Genomic DNA, 17,037 nt, shown 5'->3' on the forward strand with positions numbered 1-17,037 from the left:
TTCTCTTAATAGACGAGAAAAATTTTTATTATTGTGGATTTCCAATTCATTACACACCACTATTATCATTTTTTCTCATTGATATTGGTAGTGATAATGATCACCAGGTAGTGCAGAGTTATTTAATACAACACCCATGATTTTAGCTTGTGAATTAGTAAGAGACGCCTTTGCTTTCATAACATCTGCTTTCTTTGCAATATTCATATCCACTATTAACAGTGTTCCATTACATTTGTGCGATAAAATTTGTGCATCCGTCACTGGTAATAAAGGTGGTGAGTCAAAAATAATAAGGTCATATTCCTGCTCTACTACTTTTATGAAAGCTTCCATTGTTTTTGAAGCAAGTAACTCTGATGGATTAGGTGGGAGAGGCCCACTAGTCATTACATATAACCCCACTATTGCGGTTTCTTGTATTGCTTTTTGGACTGTTTGCTTTCTTATCAGTACATTGGATAAACCGTCCGTATTTGATAAACGAAAAGTATGGTGTAATGTTGGTCTACGCATATCTGCATCTACTATTAAAACTTTTTTGCCTTCTTGTGCAAAAACGACGCCAATATTCGCAGCATTTGTTGACTTTCCTTCACCAGGGATAGATGATGTCACTAATAAGGTTTTTAACTCTTCATCCGTTACGGAAAATGTAATATTTGTACGTATTGTCCGAAATTGCTCGGATATGATGGATTTAGAGTCTGATATGGTAACGAGATTCCTCTCCAATTTCAAGGGTTTCTTCTTTTTGGATTTCTTAGAATGGAACATTGCTATATCCTCCTTACTCTACGTGATTGAATCGAAAACCTATTTGTTTCTTTTGCAAAATTGATAGTTTTCTTATCTATAATCGGGCTAACTAATCCAATAACTGGTATATCTAAGATTTCCTCTATATCCTGTTCAGATTTAATCCTTGTATCGAGGGTTTCTATTAAGATCGCTATACCAATACCCAACATCAAACCAATAATAGCTGCGATTCCCATATTAAGCAGTTTGTTAGGTTTTGCAGGATTTGGATCTTCACTTAATTTTGCATAGGATAAAATATTGATATTATCTACTTTCATTAATGTCGGAATTTCATTTTTAAATATGTCAGCAATCGTGTTTGAAATTTCTACAGCTCGTGACGCTTTCGCATCTTCTACATGGACTGTAAAAACCTGTGAGTTATTAGTGTTTAAAATTGTTATTTGATTCGTTAACTTTTCAGGAGTAGTATCTAAATCCAGTTTTTCAATAACCTTTGATAAAATTAACGGACTTTTAATAACGACATTATACGTATTAATCAACTGCAAATCAGCATCAATCTGAGAAGATGCTACATACTGATCTCTCTTTTCATTTTTTTGATTGACTAGTATTTGTGTATCCGCTGTATAAATTGGTGTTAGCACAAAATAACTAATAATTGCGGCTATACTAATCGAAACTACCGCTATAGCAATGATTAGAAATGCGTGTCCTTTTAAGATTTTAAATAAATCACTTAATTTAATAGTTGCTTCCAATTATTTCGCCTCCCTTATCCAACTACCTACTACTCTCTTCTCTTAGTAGTATAGTGTTTACTCTCTCAAGTTATTCATACTTTTAAGGGAAATTCCTAATAGACTAGTAATTCACTTCATTCGTTTTTACTTACAAAATTATCAAGGAAATGCGCCTTCAAAGAGACTGCGGATGGATAATCGTTATATTTCTATTAACTCCATCCAATCTGTTCTTTCCATATTTATTCCCAATATCAAAGGCCACTATAAAGGAAATCTTAGACATACCTAGCTCCTTTAAAGTGGCCTTACTTGTTCAGATTTATTCATTTACATTACCTATTGATGCTACTTATAGCTTTCTACTATATTTTTCTGTAACTATTATTCAATAATCATACATATTCGATATCAATTAGAGTATAGGCTTAGATAATAAGCCTCGTTATTTACCTGCGAAAATATTCCACCATTTTTTCTTTTCTGCAATCATTGGTTCAAACGCGAGTATTTCTCTATTTGCAATGATTCGTTCATTATTTTCCAAAAAGATATCTACGAATTCAGAGCGTTTGTGTTTTTCTAAATAATTTAACCCCTGGTTAAATAAAAATGGCCGTGTTTTCAAATTGTGTACATCCGATCCATAGGTGTGTACTAAATTTGCATCAATTAAATCTAAAGCTGTGCGCTGAACAAATCTACCAAGATGCCCCATAACACTACCCGCAGTTATTTGCGAGAGGGCTCCCTGTCGAATAAGTTGCTCAAGTAGTTCAGGTTTTTCTGCAATTCCCTTATTTCGCTCGGGATGAGCAATAATTGGTATAATATTCTTCGCCATTATTCGATTAACTATTTCAAACGTATATTTAGGGACTCCGTGGGATGGCAGCTCTAGAAGTAAATATTTAGAATTAGCCAAAGTTAGTGCGCTTCCATCATCTATTTGTCTACAAATATGTTCATTTATTCGTACTTCATGTCCTTCATGTATCTTTAAGGCGATGTTGTGTACTTCTAATCCACGTTGTAATATACCTATTCTTTCCTTAACAGTTTCTACGTTTGCATGGTAGTGTGGATGAAAGACATGTGAAGTGAAAATGATTTCAGTAATTCCTTCAGTTGTTGCATTAATAAGCAGTTTTATTGAATCTTCTAAGCTTTTAGGACCATCATCAACATCGAAAATGATATGACTATGTATATCAATCATATATGCATTATCCCCTCTTTTTTCAGAATAATCTTGATAACTAATTCATTTCTATATTTTATGGATATATCCCTTTATTTATATGCATAAAAAAAACCACAATCCCAATGAAATTAACACACTGAGAATGTGGCTTTTTTCTTATTACAATCCACCTAAATATGCAGCTTTTACTTTTTCAGTTTCTTGCAATTCTTTGGCTGTACCAGATAGCACAACACGACCTGTTTCAATTACGTATGCACGATCAGCTATTGAAAGAGCCATATGGGCATTTTGCTCAACCAATAAAATGGTCGTTCCTTCATTGCGAATTTCTTCTATTGTATTAAAAATTGTTTTTACCATAAGTGGCGCCAGCCCCATAGATGGTTCATCTAACAATAGAAGTTTTGGTTTTGCCATAACCGCTCGACCCATCGCCAACATCTGTTGTTCACCACCAGATAACGTACCTGATAATTGTTTACGACGTTCTAATAGAATAGGGAATATCTTGAAAATACGTTCTTTATCCTTAGCAATCTCTGCTCGGTCATTTCGTAAATAAGCACCTAATTCAAGATTTTCTTCTACTGTCATATTAGCAAATACACGGCGACCTTCTGGAACTTGCGAAATACCTACTTTAACAATAGATTGTGCAGGCTTTCCTGCAATTGAGCTCCCAAGGTATTCAATTGTTCCTTGCTTAGGTTTCAATAATCCCGATATCGTTTTTAATAGTGTACTTTTACCTGCACCGTTCGCACCGATTAATGTTACAATCTCGCCTTTATTTACCTCCAAGGAGAAACCCTTTAATGCTTGAATGTTACCGTAAAATACATTGATATCATTTACTTTCAGCATCTTATTCCGTTACCTCCTCACCTAAATAAGCTTCAATTACTTTAGGATTATTGCGAATTTCTTCAGGACTGCCATGAGCGATTAGTTGCCCGTGATCCAGAACATAAATCCGTTCACAGATACCCATTACAAGCCCCATATCGTGTTCGATTAACAATATCGTTAAATCAAATTTTTCACGGATAAGTGCAATTAGTTCCATTAATTCATGTGTTTCTTGAGGATTCATACCTGCTGCCGGTTCATCTAACAATAAAAGCTTCGGCTTAGCTGCTAATGCACGAGCTATTTCAAGGCGGCGTTGCATCCCATATGGAAGGTTCTTCGCTAATTCGTACATATACTTATCTAAACCAAATATCTTCAAAAACTCGATTGATTCTTGTTCCATTTTAGCTTCTCCTGAAAAGTAACTTGGCAAACGTAGGATCGAGCTGAGAACAGAATGATGTGCAAGTGAATGGTTTGCCACCTTTACATTATCCAAAACAGATAGCTCTTTAAACAATCGAATATTTTGGAATGTACGGCTAACACCACTTTTCGTCACCTGGTGCGGGGACATATTGTTTGTCTTTTTACCATCGAAAGTAATAATACCCTCTGTTGGTTTATAAACACCCGTCAACATATTGAAACTTGTCGTTTTCCCAGCACCATTCGGGCCGATTAAACCAATCAATTCACCTTGATACATTTCCATACTCAAACCAGATACAGCTTTCAAACCACCGAATTGAATCCCTACATTTTCAACTTTTAAAAGAAGGTCACTCATGTACATTTCCTCCTTTTGGCTTTTTACCGAATTTGAAGATATCTGTAATTTCCTTTGTACCCAGCAAACCGGATGGACGATATAGCATTACGATGATTAATACTAAACTGTAGATAATCATACGAGTTTCCGGGAAATCTTGTAGATATAATGAAATAACAGTAAGTAGTATTGCCGCAATAACAGCTCCAGATAAACTTCCCAAACCACCTAGTACCACATAAATTAAAATATCAAATGACTTTAAAAAGCCAAATTGTGAAGGTTGAATGATAAAGAAGTTATGTGAGAATAATCCGCCTGCAAGTCCAGCAAAGAATGAGCCAATTGCAAAGGCTAATACTTTGTAATACGTCGTGTTAATACCCATTGCATCTGCAGCAATTTCATCCTCACGAATAGCGATACAAGCTCGACCATGACGTGAATTTGTGAAATTTGAAATGACAATTATGGTGATTAATACAGCAAAGAATGCATAAGTCCAAGTGGTCAAATAGTCAACTTGCATACCTGCTGCCCCACCTACATAGTCAATATTCAAGAAGATTATACGAATAATTTCCGCAAATCCGAGGGTAGCAATCGCTAAATAATCCCCCTTTAAACGAAGTGTAGGAATACCTACGATTAACCCTGCAATCGCTGCTACAATAGAACCGATTAGTAAAGCTACAGGGAATGGCCATCCTAAATTTGTAGTGAATATCGCTGAAACATAAGCGCCTACCGCTAAAAACCCAGCATGGCCAATAGAAAACTGACCTGTTATCCCTATAACTAGATGTAAACTAACTGCTAATATAATGTTAATTGCAATTGTAATTAATAGATTTGAATAATACATATCAAGCTGTCCACTCGAAATCAAAAACTGCACAACTGCATAGATAACAAGCGCAATAGCAACATAAACCCAAAAAACTTTAGACTTTTTCATAAGTACTATTCACCTACACTTTCTCACGGGTATTTTTGCCAAAGATACCCGCCGGTCTAAAGATTAATATCAATATTAAAATAACGAATGCTGCTGCATCACGCCATAATGAGAAACCTAATGCACTAACAATTGTTTCTACAACACCAAGTACCATCCCACCTGCCATAGCACCCGGAATACTACCTATACCACCAAGAACTGCAGCTACGAATGCCTTAACCCCAGGTATAATACCCATTAAAGGATCAATTTTAGTATAGTAGACACCAAAAATAACACCGGCAGCCCCCGCTAAAGCAGAACCAATTGCAAATGTTACAGAGATGGTATTATCAACATTAATCCCCATTAAGCGAGCTGCCTCTACATCATACGAAACTGCACGCATTGCTTTACCTATTTTCGTTTTATGTACTACGAATTGTAGAATGATCATTAGAGCAATTGATACCGACAAAATCATAATTGATTGCATGCTAATTTGTGCACCTAAAAAATAAAAGGTTTTGTTTGAAATGACATCTGGATATGCCTCTGGTTGTGCACCACGGAAGAAAATCGTCGTATATTCGATTAATAACGATACCCCAATTGCTGTAATTAAAGCCGCAATTCGTGTTGCATTACGTAAACGTTTATAAGCAATACGTTCAATGAATACCCCTAAGATCGCACATACAACCATTGCTAAAAGTAGTGCTGGAAAGAATCCAAAATCCCACCTCGAAATAGCAAAGAACCCTATAAAAGCACCAATCATGAACACATCTCCATGTGCAAAGTTGATCAGTTTAATAATGCCATATACCATCGTGTAACCAAGAGCTATTAGCGCATAAATACTACCGAGTGAAATACCGTTAACTAATTGTTGCAACCACTCCATATAAATCTCACTCCTTATTAAAAAGCTTTAAATTACAATAACAAAAGGGAGGTCAGTGCCCCCCTTTTTGTTATAAAACATTAAGGATTAACTTTAGAGTTGAACACTTGTTTACCGTCTTTAAATTCAAGAACTGTTGCTGTTTTCACCGGGTTGTGTTTGTCATCTACTGAGAAATTACCTGTAACTAATGACAGGTCTTTTGTGCTTGCTAATGCATCTTTAACTTTTTCACCATCTGTTGAGCCTGCACGTTCAATGGCATCTTTTAACCAATAAACAGTGTCATAACCTAGGGCATTAAATGCATCTGGTGCTTGATCACCGTTCGCTTCTTTAAATGCTTTTACGAATTTTTGAATTCTTTCATCAGGATCTTCAGCAGAGTAGTGGTTTGTAAAGTACGTATTATTAAGTGAGTCTTTACCAGCTAACTCAACCATTTTCGGAGAATCCCAACCATCTCCACCCATAAGAGGTACATCAATACCTGCTGCACGGGCTTGTTTAATAATTAAGCCCACTTCTTCGTAATAACCTGGAACATAGATGAAATCAGGCTTTTTAGATTTTAAACGTGTTAGGGTTGATTTGAAATCCGTATCTTTTGCTACATAAGATTCTTCTGCTACAACTTTACCGCCGTTTTGCTCAATTGTTTCCTTAAATGATTTTGCTAACCCTTTTGCATAATCACTTGCACTATCTGCGAAAATTGCTACATTTTTTGCTTTTAAATTATTTAAAGCAAAGTTTGCTGCGATTTTCCCTTGGAATGGGTCGATGAAGCAAGTGCGGAAAGCATATTCATTTAACTGGCCTTTTTCATTTACAGTTACTGTTTCGGATGTTGCAGATGGCCCAATAATTGGCATTTTCTTCTGATTTGCAATTTGTACAGCAGCTAATGTATCCCCAGATGTTGCAGAACCAATTTGTGCTACAACTTTTTCTTGTGTTGCTAACTTAATTGCAGCAGCTGTCGCTTCAGAATTCTCTGACTTATTATCAATTTCGACTGGAACAATTTTTTTGCCATCAATACCACCAGCTTTGTTGATTTCATTAATAGCAAGTTTTGCACCTTTAGAAACGCCTGAGCCGTAGGAAGCTACTGCACCAGATAACTCTAGATTCAAACCTACTTTAATTTCTTTACTACTACTTCCTGAGCTACTTGAAGATGAGTTATCTTTACTACCACAACCCGCTAATACACCAACAACTAAAGATGATGCCAAAAATACCGAAGCATAACGTTTTAATTTGTTTTTTGATTTCATGTAATATCCCCCTCTTACAGTCTATTCTTTTTTGATATTTCAGATAATTATAAATAGTCTGAAATATTAGTAGATATAATTTTATTCTTTTTATAAATTTGTTAGACTTTTTTACAACTCATATTGTAAATGATTCATATCATTTAGTCTATATTAATTTTTAGTAAATTTAAAATATTTAAAATTTATATCAAAAGTGGTATTTTTATATTATTTTTTATTTAATATAGTGTTTTTATATCTTTTCATTAGGATATGTATTGTTTCAACAGTAAAGAATATTCAGTTTTATAACTTATAATCAAAAAACTGAGAAAGAGTAATTTCTTTCTCAGCTCCATGTTATATGTCTATTATTCTTTGTATTTGTTACGGAAAAGCTTTCCTGGCCAAAAGGCATACTTACCAGTAACCGTTGTTAACGCTGGTACAAGTAATGGGCGTACAATAAATGTATCTAATAATACGCCAATTGCAGTAACCACACCAAATTGCAACAAAACTTGGATTGGCAATGTAGCTAGCACTGCAAAAGTACCCGCTAAAATTAAACCAGCAGAAGTAATGACGCTACTCGTATGCACTACACCATCTGCAACTGACGAAAGATGATCTTGAGTTTTCCTTTTCTTCCAAATCTCAGATACCATAAAAATGTTATAGTCTTCACCTAGTGCAACAAGGAATACAAAAGAATAGAGTGGGATAGATCCCTGAATTGCGTCCGCGCCAAAGATATAATGTAACACTAACCACCCTGCTCCAATTGCTGCAAAATAGGATAGAACTACAGTACCAATTAAGTAGACAGTCGCTGTTATTGATCGTAAATACACAAGCAATAATAACGCGATAATAGCAATCATTGTAGGCATAATAACAGACTCGTCATGCTCAATCGTAGAATTCGTATCATATTGCGTAGCGGTTTCTCCACCAATCCATACATGTTCATTAGCCTTTTTTACACCTGCATCACCAAGAACTTTCGCTACATGATTCTTCAGCTCAGGAATTTGCGCTATCGCTTCAGTAGAATATGGATTTCCCGACATATAGAGCTCGTATAGTTGAAGTTCATTGTTTTTCTTTCCTGTTATAGGCTTGCTTACCTCATTAATATAATCTAGATTTTCTAATTCTTTTTGTAAATCGATTTTCGCATTATCTGTATCTACAATTACTTTCACAGGTGCTAATTCACCAGGTGAAAAATTATCAGAAATGAGCTTAAATCCCTCTCTTGAAGCCATATCTTTTGGGAAGGAAGATAGTAAATCATAAGTAAACTGCATTTTAGGAACTACTGCTGCTAATCCCCCAAGTATAATGATTGTTGTTATGATAACCCTCCATGGTTTTCGCGTTACAATATCACCTATCTTACGACTAAAACGATGTTGAGGTTTAGATTCTTTATAGGATTTACCTTTCTTTTTTGCCCTTTCCTTTTCCATTTCTACCGTTCTAGGGATAAATGGATAAAATGCTGCACGACCGATTACAACAAGTATCGCAGGCAATACTGTTAATGAGGCAATACCCATTAATAGAACAGCAAAGCTAAATGGTATAGAGAATCTCTGGAACGATCCGTAGTTGGCTAGACTAAGTGTCAAAAGACCAATAACTACGGTCAATGCACTCATTGCAATTGCACCTCCAGATTCCTTTACCGCTCTTTTCATAGCTGTAAAACGATCCTCAATTTCAAATAATATTTCACGATATTTTGAAATTAAGAATAAACAGTAATCTGTACCTGCTCCGAAAAGCAGTACTGTCATAATTGAAACAGCTTGAGCATCTTTGCTAATCCACCCTTGCTCTGCAAAAAAACCTAAAGCTGGACTGATAATACCATAGGCAAAACCTACAACAAGCAGTGGAATGATTGCTAATAACGGTGAGCGATATAACAAAATTAGTAAGACCAAGACAAGTAATACAGTAGCAATCATCAATTTTACATCTGCTTGTGAAAACAAACTAACAGCATCAATTTGTATCCCAACAGGTCCTGATATACGCAATTGTAAATTATCATTAGTTAATTTCTCTTCAAACGGATTATTCCCTAACTCTGAGGTCACCAATTTTTGAAAGGATTCTACATTTTTCTTTAATGCATCTGTTGGGGCATCTGGATCAAAAAATATCGGCGTAACAATCGTTGTACCATTTTCCGATACTTCTGCTTTTAGTGCTTGTGCTGGTACAGTTCCAAGAGGAGGAATTGATTGTTGTACTGATAATGGATGATCGGCTAATTTTTTATAGACTTTTTGGATTGCTGCAAAGTCTTCATCCTTTAATTTCTCATTTCGATGCCAGACAAGAAGCATTGGATTCCCAGCATCATCTGCGAATTCCTCATCGATTAACTTATTAGCCTGTTGAGACATCATATCTTTTGGCAAATCATTGGTAGACGCATTTTCGATGCTATTTACCTGAGGCCATATAAAGGATAAAACAGTTACTAATAATACCCAAACAACTAAAGTAATCCAATGTGACTTTTTACCGCTTACAAGCGATCCCCACAGCTCAAATGGATCCTTTTGCATCCATCATTCACCTTCCCTTCGTTTCTGCTTTAATTATATATACTGGTTAGTTAATTATTCAAGCCTTTTATCAATATGCTATAATGTAGTTACAAAATGGCGGATTTAGGAGCGATCTACTTGCAACAAAAACCAAGAAATCTAGGAAGGCCTCGTCATGATCAATCGACCAAACCTACAAAGTCGATTATTTTAGAAACAGCAACTACATTATTTTTGCTGAATGGTTATAAAATTGTCTCAATGGATGATGTAGCCAAATCCTGTAATGTGACGAAGGCTACAATTTACTATTACTACTCTACAAAAGCAGATTTGTATACAGACTGTATGATTGAAATGATGGTACGTATAAGTGACAATATTAAAAAAGTATTAGAAAATGACCAACCATTAAAAATACGTTTATATCAGCTCATTCAAATTCACCTATCTGCTACAGCGGATTTAAACTTAAATAATTTTATGCGTGATGCAAAAATCAATTTATCTTCAGAACAACAAGAACAAATGAAACGATCTGAAGAAAAAATGCATGAAGCAATTGAACACGTGTTATTAAAAGCTATGGAAAAAGGGGAAATCCCTCATCATGATGGAAAATTTGCTACACAATTGTTTCTAGCATTAATGAACGTAGGAAATTACCGTGATACAAATGGTCATGCTATCTTCCCTTCTGCTGATGAAATGGCTCAGCATATTGTAGATTTTTTCTGGAAGGGTTTAACCATGCCATAACCATACCTAAAAGAAAAAGCTTAGTCCCATAAGAACTAAGCTTTTTTCTATGAATCCTTGTTAATATTTAACAACAGCTTTTGCTGGATGGACAGATATTGTTCAATTTCTTCCTCACTCAACACGCTGAATAGTTCTACTTGTATCTGATTTCCAACCCGCTGAGCTTCATCTAATGCTTTTAAACCTAAGTTGGTGATGGCTAGCAATACATTTCTGCGATCATCTGCATTATATTGGCGTTCTGCATAGCCCTCTTTTACCAACTTTGAAGCAATATTGGTCATTGCACCTGGTGTATAACCTAAGTTCTCTGCTAATACGGTCTGCTTTTGAGCACCTCTTTGCTTAAGCTCACTGAGCACTAAAATAGGGGAAATCCCTATATAGTTTTGGATACGTTGTGAAAATTGAATGATATTCGCATTATTCACTAATTCATTTGCATGTATGAGTTGAAAAATATTTGTTTTTTTCAAAATGTCCTCCTAACCCCCAAAATAAAATACTATCGAAGCATGATTGAACCACCGTCAGTCATGATTGTTTGACCAGTGATATATTGTGAGTCTTCCGAAGCTAAAAATACTGCTACACGGCCGATATCTTCTTCAACATCACCAAAACGTCCCATTGGAATTTTACTTTTTACATCTTCATAGTATTCAGGTTGCGCTTTAGCCCATGCTTGAACACCTGGAGAGTTTGCAATTGGGCTGATTAAGTTTACATTGATACCGAAGCGTCCCCATTCGTTTGCAGCTACACGGGAGATACCACGAATTGCTTCTTTTGCGGCAGCATAAGCACCTTGTGTTTCATGTCCTTCAAGACCAGCACCTGAAGCAAAGTTAATAATATTACCCTTTGTTTGTTTTAAATAAGGTAGTGCTGCTTGCATCAAATAGAATGTTGGATAGAAACCTGTACCAAATGATAAGTCTAAATCAGCTTGAGTTGTTTCTTCAATTGTTTTTTGTTTTGAAGCATGTGCATTATTTACTAAGATATTAAGTTTACCATATTTGTCGACAACGGTTTTAATGATATTTGGTAGGTTATCTCGATCCATTAAGTTTGCTTGAAGGAACATGGACTGTGGAGAATGTTGTTGTAATTCTTTTTCCATTGCTTTCCCTGTTTCTTCATTTAAATCAACGATTGTAACAATTGCGCCCTCCTTAACCATTGCTTTTGCCATGCCACTACCGATACCGCCTGCACCACCAGTAATAATTACAACTTTACCATCTAATTTCCCCATTGCTTACAACTCCTTTTTAAGAATAAATATATTTTAGCATTAAAATGTTTAATGTTAAAATATATTGCATTCCATAAAAGAATATACATGAGCTTAAAGATTTACACTGCATTTTTTTCTAAAATCAAATGATCTTTACGACCGTGTAATACAAAGTAAATAGCAATTGTGATAAAGATAAAAATCCCTAATGATACATATAACTTTCCATATCCAATTAGTGGAATTATAAACCCTAGTAAATAAGGTCCTATACCTAATCCCCCATCTAATGCAATGAAGTAAGTTGATGTAGCTAATCCCATACGATGTGGAGGTGTAAGTTTTACTGCAATTGCTTGAGCTGCAGAAGAAAGATTACCATAACCTATTCCAATCATTGCACCTGATACTAAAAGGACCACACTACTATGAGCTGTACTTAATAATAATAAGCCTAATCCAAAAAGGACAAAGCATGGATACATAACGTAGTTAGCACCTTTTGTATCCATTAAACGTCCACTAAATGGACGGGTTAATAAAATTGCTATAGCATAAACAACGAAGAAAAAGCTGGATGCTGCTATTAAATCTCGCTCTTTTGCAAAGAAATTAATAAACGATAGAATTCCTGCATAACCAAGAGCCATGCAGACTGTAATAATTGCAATTGGTATCGCCTTTGGTTCTAAGTATTGAGAAATACTAAAGCCTTTTTGTGCAGTCTCAGATTCTGGCGCATCTGGTACAGGTAGCACTTTCGCAATAAAACTAATTACCAAGCACAATACACCTAGAATCATACATAATGAGAAAATAATATTATATGATGTATGCTGACTCATCAAAATACCAATAAAAGGACCAATTGCTGTACCAAGAGTAGCACTCATACTATAATAGCCAATCCCCTCACCTTTACGGGATCGTGGCAAAATTTGAGCTACAATTGTACCTGTTGCTGTCGATGCAATCCCTACAGAAATACCATTTACGAAGCGACATAAAAGTAATACTGTAATTCCTGCATGAATGAAATAAAGAGACATTGTAACAACAAACGATATTAATCCAATAATAAGGATCCGTTTACGTCCAACTTGATCAATAATCCTTCCTGTTGCTAACCGCCCGATTAATGTTCCAATAATATAAATACCTGTAACTAATCCTGCTTGGCTCGTCGTTGCATGATAATCCTTCACAGCAAAAGAAGCAATGGTAACCATTAATAAGTAAAAAATAACCAGAATAATGAAGTTAATAATAGACATTATGATAAAATCTTTTGACCATAATTTCTCTTTCGCATTACTCATTTTAAAACCCCTTATCTATTTAATAAATTCCCTCTGATTTTTTGCATTGTTTGAATAAATGCTAATTGTTCATCCTCTGGTATACCAGCTAGCATTTGTTGTTCAAATGCATCAACAGTAATTCGTATCTCATTATAAATTTCCATACCTTTTGCCGTAACAACCATATGTTTTTCACGTTTGTCTTGGCCTGTTTTTGCTTCTACATAACCACGTTCTGCTAAACTCTTCATCGTTCTTGTGACATTTGGCTTTTCTACACTTAAAAGTTTTGCTATTTCTACTAATGTCATCGATTCAGAGGTAACTAAATAATACAAAATAGACCACTCTGTTCTGTGCAAATGATGAGTTGCAAGTTTCTCATTTAATTGCGTTTCAAATGGTCTGTAAGTCAAAATCAATTGATGAAATAAGGTTCGAAATGTAAGCATATTTCCTCCTAATATAGTTAACAATGATAACTATTTTAAATGAACTTTCTCATCATACCAAAATGTAGCTTTAATTTCAAGTAAGTTTATAGGGATTATAATCCTATTTTCATTACAGGCTATATTAAAGGATTCTGAAATTTTTTATGCACAGTGCCAACGCCCAAGCACAATAACTATTCCTTTCAAACATTAACATTTAGCAGCGCCAAATTAAAAATAGACAACTCTAAATAATATTAGAGTTGTCTCCGAATTAGTTTTTTTCAATTATAAGTTGTATGACATGAGCGAGTCCCGTATGAAGTTTCCCCTCTTGTCTCGTTTGTTCTCCTACAAAAAAATGAAGTATTTTACTACCTTCGCACCAATCTAAAAGATCCTGAGGCTTATAAAGCATTTCTAATTTCTTTGGCCCTCCAGTTTGATAATCGAGTTGCTTATCTGAATACAGTTCCATCATGATCTTGCCACCAAGTTTTACCGATTTTATAATTTTTTCAAATACAACTCGTTGGCTTTCTCTAGGAAAATGCCCAAACACCATAATGGCAGCATCAAATTGTTCTATAGGGATAACACCCTGCAGTAAATCTACCTGTACAGTGTTCACTTCAACATGATTTTTTCTCGCTAATTGCTTTGTTTTACGTAAACCACTTTCAGCATAGTCAAAAGCAGTAACTTCATGACCTAATTTTGCTAAAAATACTGCATTACGTCCTTCGCCCTCCGCAAAGGCAGCTACACTTTTTAGACCTTCTAGCTGTGATGCAAATTTTTCAATAAAAACATTTGGCTCTTCGCCATACATATATTCAGATGTATTAAATCGTTCATTCCATGTATTTGTCATATAAAAGCTCCTCCTCAGTCTCAAAAATCATAACTCGCTCGTGTATATTATAAACGGATGTATTTGGTACTAGAACATCCTTCACTACCTTAAAATGAGTTTCGTCTTGCAAAAACTGAATGTATTCAAAAGATGGATAATATAACATCACATACATTTTGCGGGGATTTTTTTGTTGTGATTTCAATATATTATGAATGACTTTACGGAAAATCCGAATTGAAAAAGGATTAAAGAAAAAGAAAATGTTATCAGTTGATTGTATTTTATATTGCTCAGCTTTGGCACAAAGAAAATTAACTGGTGCATTTTCTAATTGATGTTCCTTCAAATAGTGAATCTTATTTTGTAATGCGTGTTGCACATAGCTTTCATTCATTTCAATCCCAAGTGTCTCAATATGGAAGCGGTGATTCACATAAAAAGGAACTCGGCCTTTACCACATCCAAAATCAATAAAACAATCATTCTTTTCAAATTCAATCTTGTCAAAACATAAATCTAATACATCATAAGGTGTTGGCTCATAAGGATAATAATGCGCTAACATTAGAAAATCCTTTTGATTTCCTATTGTGTGTATATGTAGTAACTTATCATATTGTTGATCATTCATAGAAATCACCCGCTTATTTTAGAGATAAACATTTTAACTTAAAAAACTTTACTTTACATGACTTCCACTTATAATGAAGGGCGTACTTTGATCATAAAATATTTAGAGGGGCATTTTCCAATTGCTTCGGCGCTCATATATGCCTGTTCCTTTTGAAAATGTACCTTTTGTAAATCCTTTAACACTTGGCAAATAGCAAACTCATCATCTCAATAAGCCCGTTAGATGACTATTTGTTATATCCTAATTAATTGATCTAATTGTACAATAAATAAAAAAGCTCTACTAACACATTCACGTTAGTAGAGCTTTTATTAAATATAAATTAAACTAATTTTTCATTTTCAAAATAATTATCGTATTTTTCTTTGTCTAAACGGTTTTCCCATTTAGCCATAACAAGTGATGCTAATGAGTTACCTATAACATTAACAACTGTACGAGCCATATCAAGGATACGATCGATACCTAAGATGAATGCAAGACCTTCAACTGGAATATTTACAGCAGTTAAAGTTGATAGTAACACGACGAATGATACCCCTGGAACACCAGCAATACCTTTAGAAGTTACCATTAATGTAAGCACTAATGTAATTTGGTCAACTAATGATAAGTCTATACCGTACATTTGAGCGATGAATAACGCAGCAATTGATTGGTATAAAGTTGAACCATCTAGGTTAAATGAATAGCCTGTTGGAATAACGAATGATACGATATCTTTCGGCGCACCAGCTTTTTCCATCTTTTGCATAATACGTGGTAATACAGTTTCAGAACTTGACGTTGAGTATGCTAGTAATAATTCGTCTTTTAGGATACGGATTAAGCGGAATACACTTAAGCCACAGAATTTTGCAACCCCACCAAGTATTAAAACAACGAATAAAATCATTGCTACATAAACGAGGATGGCTAGCTTACCTAGCGGAATCAAAGATTGAATCCCAAACGTTGAAACTGTAACTGCTATTAATGCAAACACCCCGTATGGAGCGAATTTCATAATTGTGTTTGTTACCCAGAACATTGCATCTGCTACACCTGAGAAGAATGCTAGAACTGGTTTACCTTTTTCACCAATTGCTGCTACACCTAGACCAAATAATACTGAGAAGAAGATGATTGCAAGCATGTTACCACTTGCCATTGCTTGAACAATATTTGTAGGAACAATATTAATAAGCGTATCGGCAAAACCGTGACTACTTTCTGCTACTGTTTTACTTGTTTCAACATAACTAGAAATATCACCTTTAGTAAGATGTTCCATATTTACACCTACACCAGGTTTGAAGAAATCCGCTGCTGCAATACCAATAATAATGGCAAATGTCGTAATCAATTCAAAGTAAACGATAGTTTTAACACCAAGTTTACCAAGCTTTTTTAAGTCCCCTTGACCAGCTACACCCAAGATTAATGTTGATATAATAATCGGTACAACGATCATTTTAATCATGTTCATAAAGATTGTTCCGACTGGTTGAAGATATTTGGTTACGTTTTCATTTCCGTAGAAAATAGCTCCAACTATAACACCAAGAATTAACCCGATTAAAATTTGCCAAGCTAATCCAAGTTTAAATTTTTTCATGTTTAAGTCACCCCTTCAAAATAGTTGCTTTAAAAAATTCAATAAATCATAATTTCATTATAAGAGCGACTTATGAAATCCGACATCATCCGACATTATTAAAGATATAAAAATTCAAAAAAAACGTTTTTTTATATAACTTTTCTATAAAATAGATAGGTTTTATGCCCAAATGAGATCGGT

Annotated in this window: 17 protein-coding genes; 1 reads left to right on the top strand and 16 read right to left on the bottom strand. The window is 34.8% G+C overall.

What is annotated here, in order from left to right:
• Positions 1–75: 75 nt before the first annotated feature.
• From Q8X41_RS12330 to Q8X41_RS12370, 9 genes are all read right to left on the bottom strand, one after another.
• Positions 76–777, bottom strand: a complete 702-nt coding sequence (locus Q8X41_RS12330) for a CpsD/CapB family tyrosine-protein kinase (protein WP_397536615.1) — start codon at positions 775–777, stop codon at positions 76–78.
• Positions 778–779: 2 nt separating this feature from the next.
• On the bottom strand, positions 780–1,529 hold the full coding sequence (locus tag Q8X41_RS12335; RefSeq protein WP_397536616.1) for a YveK family protein: 750 nt from the start codon (positions 1,527–1,529) through the stop codon (positions 780–782).
• 427 nt (positions 1,530–1,956) lie between these two features.
• Positions 1,957–2,730 (bottom strand): tyrosine-protein phosphatase, encoded by a 774-nt coding sequence (locus Q8X41_RS12340; RefSeq protein WP_397536617.1) that lies wholly within the window; start codon positions 2,728–2,730, stop codon positions 1,957–1,959.
• A 144-nt stretch (positions 2,731–2,874) separates the two neighbouring features.
• Positions 2,875–3,582, bottom strand: a complete 708-nt coding sequence (locus Q8X41_RS12345) for an ABC transporter ATP-binding protein (protein WP_397536618.1) — start codon at positions 3,580–3,582, stop codon at positions 2,875–2,877.
• A gap of 1 nt (position 3,583) precedes the next feature.
• Positions 3,584–4,360: an ABC transporter ATP-binding protein gene (locus Q8X41_RS12350; RefSeq protein WP_397536619.1), complete on the bottom strand. Its 777-nt coding sequence runs from the start codon at positions 4,358–4,360 to the stop codon at positions 3,584–3,586.
• The gene (locus tag Q8X41_RS12355) at positions 4,353–5,300 is read right to left on the bottom strand and encodes a branched-chain amino acid ABC transporter permease (protein WP_397536620.1); all 948 of its coding nucleotides are present in this window, start codon (positions 5,298–5,300) and stop codon (positions 4,353–4,355) included. Before Q8X41_RS12355 ends, Q8X41_RS12350 begins: the two co-directional genes overlap by 8 nt.
• 13 nt (positions 5,301–5,313) lie before the next feature.
• Complete coding sequence (locus Q8X41_RS12360) at positions 5,314–6,189, bottom strand: branched-chain amino acid ABC transporter permease (protein ID WP_397536621.1); 876 nt, start codon at positions 6,187–6,189, stop codon at positions 5,314–5,316.
• Between the two features lie 80 nt (positions 6,190–6,269).
• Positions 6,270–7,472: an ABC transporter substrate-binding protein gene (locus Q8X41_RS12365; protein WP_397536622.1), complete on the bottom strand. Its 1,203-nt coding sequence runs from the start codon at positions 7,470–7,472 to the stop codon at positions 6,270–6,272.
• Between the two features lie 353 nt (positions 7,473–7,825).
• Positions 7,826–10,042 carry an MMPL family transporter gene (locus tag Q8X41_RS12370; protein WP_397536623.1) on the bottom strand — a complete coding sequence of 739 codons (2,217 nt, stop codon included), beginning with the start codon at positions 10,040–10,042 and terminating at the stop codon, positions 7,826–7,828.
• Between the two features lie 114 nt (positions 10,043–10,156).
• Here Q8X41_RS12370 and Q8X41_RS12375 point away from each other — a divergent pair, with 114 nt between their 5' ends.
• Positions 10,157–10,783: a TetR/AcrR family transcriptional regulator gene (locus Q8X41_RS12375; RefSeq protein ID WP_397540264.1), complete on the top strand. Its 627-nt coding sequence runs from the start codon at positions 10,157–10,159 to the stop codon at positions 10,781–10,783.
• Positions 10,784–10,830: 47 nt separating this feature from the next.
• On the opposite strand, the gene Q8X41_RS12380 is transcribed toward Q8X41_RS12375, so the two are convergent.
• The 7 genes from Q8X41_RS12380 to Q8X41_RS12410 all read right to left on the bottom strand — a co-directional run bounded on the left by Q8X41_RS12380 (position 10,831) and on the right by Q8X41_RS12410 (position 16,854).
• Positions 10,831–11,262: a MarR family winged helix-turn-helix transcriptional regulator gene (locus tag Q8X41_RS12380; protein ID WP_397536624.1), complete on the bottom strand. Its 432-nt coding sequence runs from the start codon at positions 11,260–11,262 to the stop codon at positions 10,831–10,833.
• Between the two features lie 29 nt (positions 11,263–11,291).
• Positions 11,292–12,047 (bottom strand): SDR family NAD(P)-dependent oxidoreductase, encoded by a 756-nt coding sequence (locus Q8X41_RS12385; RefSeq protein ID WP_397536625.1) that lies wholly within the window; start codon positions 12,045–12,047, stop codon positions 11,292–11,294.
• 101 nt (positions 12,048–12,148) lie between these two features.
• Positions 12,149–13,348 carry an MFS transporter gene (locus Q8X41_RS12390; RefSeq protein WP_397536626.1) on the bottom strand — a complete coding sequence of 400 codons (1,200 nt, stop codon included), beginning with the start codon at positions 13,346–13,348 and terminating at the stop codon, positions 12,149–12,151.
• 11 nt (positions 13,349–13,359) lie between these two features.
• Positions 13,360–13,782 carry a MarR family winged helix-turn-helix transcriptional regulator gene (locus tag Q8X41_RS12395; protein ID WP_397536627.1) on the bottom strand — a complete coding sequence of 141 codons (423 nt, stop codon included), beginning with the start codon at positions 13,780–13,782 and terminating at the stop codon, positions 13,360–13,362.
• Positions 13,783–14,038: 256 nt separating this feature from the next.
• Complete coding sequence (locus tag Q8X41_RS12400; RefSeq protein WP_397536628.1) at positions 14,039–14,638, bottom strand: class I SAM-dependent methyltransferase; 600 nt, start codon at positions 14,636–14,638, stop codon at positions 14,039–14,041.
• Positions 14,619–15,254 carry a class I SAM-dependent methyltransferase gene (locus Q8X41_RS12405; protein WP_397536629.1) on the bottom strand — a complete coding sequence of 212 codons (636 nt, stop codon included), beginning with the start codon at positions 15,252–15,254 and terminating at the stop codon, positions 14,619–14,621. Before Q8X41_RS12405 ends, Q8X41_RS12400 begins: the two co-directional genes overlap by 20 nt.
• Before the next feature lie 325 nt (positions 15,255–15,579).
• Positions 15,580–16,854 (bottom strand): cation:dicarboxylate symporter family transporter, encoded by a 1,275-nt coding sequence (locus Q8X41_RS12410; protein WP_397536630.1) that lies wholly within the window; start codon positions 16,852–16,854, stop codon positions 15,580–15,582.
• Positions 16,855–17,037 lie beyond the last annotated feature (183 nt).

Source organism: Rummeliibacillus pycnus, assembly GCF_044359855.1.
Lineage (GTDB): Bacteria > Bacillota > Bacilli > Bacillales_A > Planococcaceae > Rummeliibacillus > Rummeliibacillus pycnus_A.

Coding starts and splice junctions, on each gene's coding strand:
- Q8X41_RS12330 (WP_397536615.1), bottom strand. CDS start 777: ATGTTCCATTCTAAGAAATCCAAAAAGAAGAAACCCTTGAAATTGGAG.
- Q8X41_RS12340 (WP_397536617.1), bottom strand. CDS start 2,730: ATGATTGATATACATAGTCATATCATTTTCGATGTTGATGATGGTCCT.
- Q8X41_RS12345 (WP_397536618.1), bottom strand. CDS start 3,582: ATGCTGAAAGTAAATGATATCAATGTATTTTACGGTAACATTCAAGCA.
- Q8X41_RS12350 (WP_397536619.1), bottom strand. CDS start 4,360: ATGAGTGACCTTCTTTTAAAAGTTGAAAATGTAGGGATTCAATTCGGT.
- Q8X41_RS12355 (WP_397536620.1), bottom strand. CDS start 5,300: ATGAAAAAGTCTAAAGTTTTTTGGGTTTATGTTGCTATTGCGCTTGTT.
- Q8X41_RS12360 (WP_397536621.1), bottom strand. CDS start 6,189: ATGGAGTGGTTGCAACAATTAGTTAACGGTATTTCACTCGGTAGTATT.
- Q8X41_RS12365 (WP_397536622.1), bottom strand. CDS start 7,472: ATGAAATCAAAAAACAAATTAAAACGTTATGCTTCGGTATTTTTGGCA.
- Q8X41_RS12370 (WP_397536623.1), bottom strand. CDS start 10,042: ATGCAAAAGGATCCATTTGAGCTGTGGGGATCGCTTGTAAGCGGTAAA.
- Q8X41_RS12385 (WP_397536625.1), bottom strand. CDS start 12,047: ATGGGGAAATTAGATGGTAAAGTTGTAATTATTACTGGTGGTGCAGGC.
- Q8X41_RS12390 (WP_397536626.1), bottom strand. CDS start 13,348: ATGAGTAATGCGAAAGAGAAATTATGGTCAAAAGATTTTATCATAATG.
- Q8X41_RS12395 (WP_397536627.1), bottom strand. CDS start 13,782: ATGCTTACATTTCGAACCTTATTTCATCAATTGATTTTGACTTACAGA.
- Q8X41_RS12400 (WP_397536628.1), bottom strand. CDS start 14,638: ATGACAAATACATGGAATGAACGATTTAATACATCTGAATATATGTAT.
- Q8X41_RS12405 (WP_397536629.1), bottom strand. CDS start 15,254: ATGAATGATCAACAATATGATAAGTTACTACATATACACACAATAGGA.
- Q8X41_RS12410 (WP_397536630.1), bottom strand. CDS start 16,854: ATGAAAAAATTTAAACTTGGATTAGCTTGGCAAATTTTAATCGGGTTA.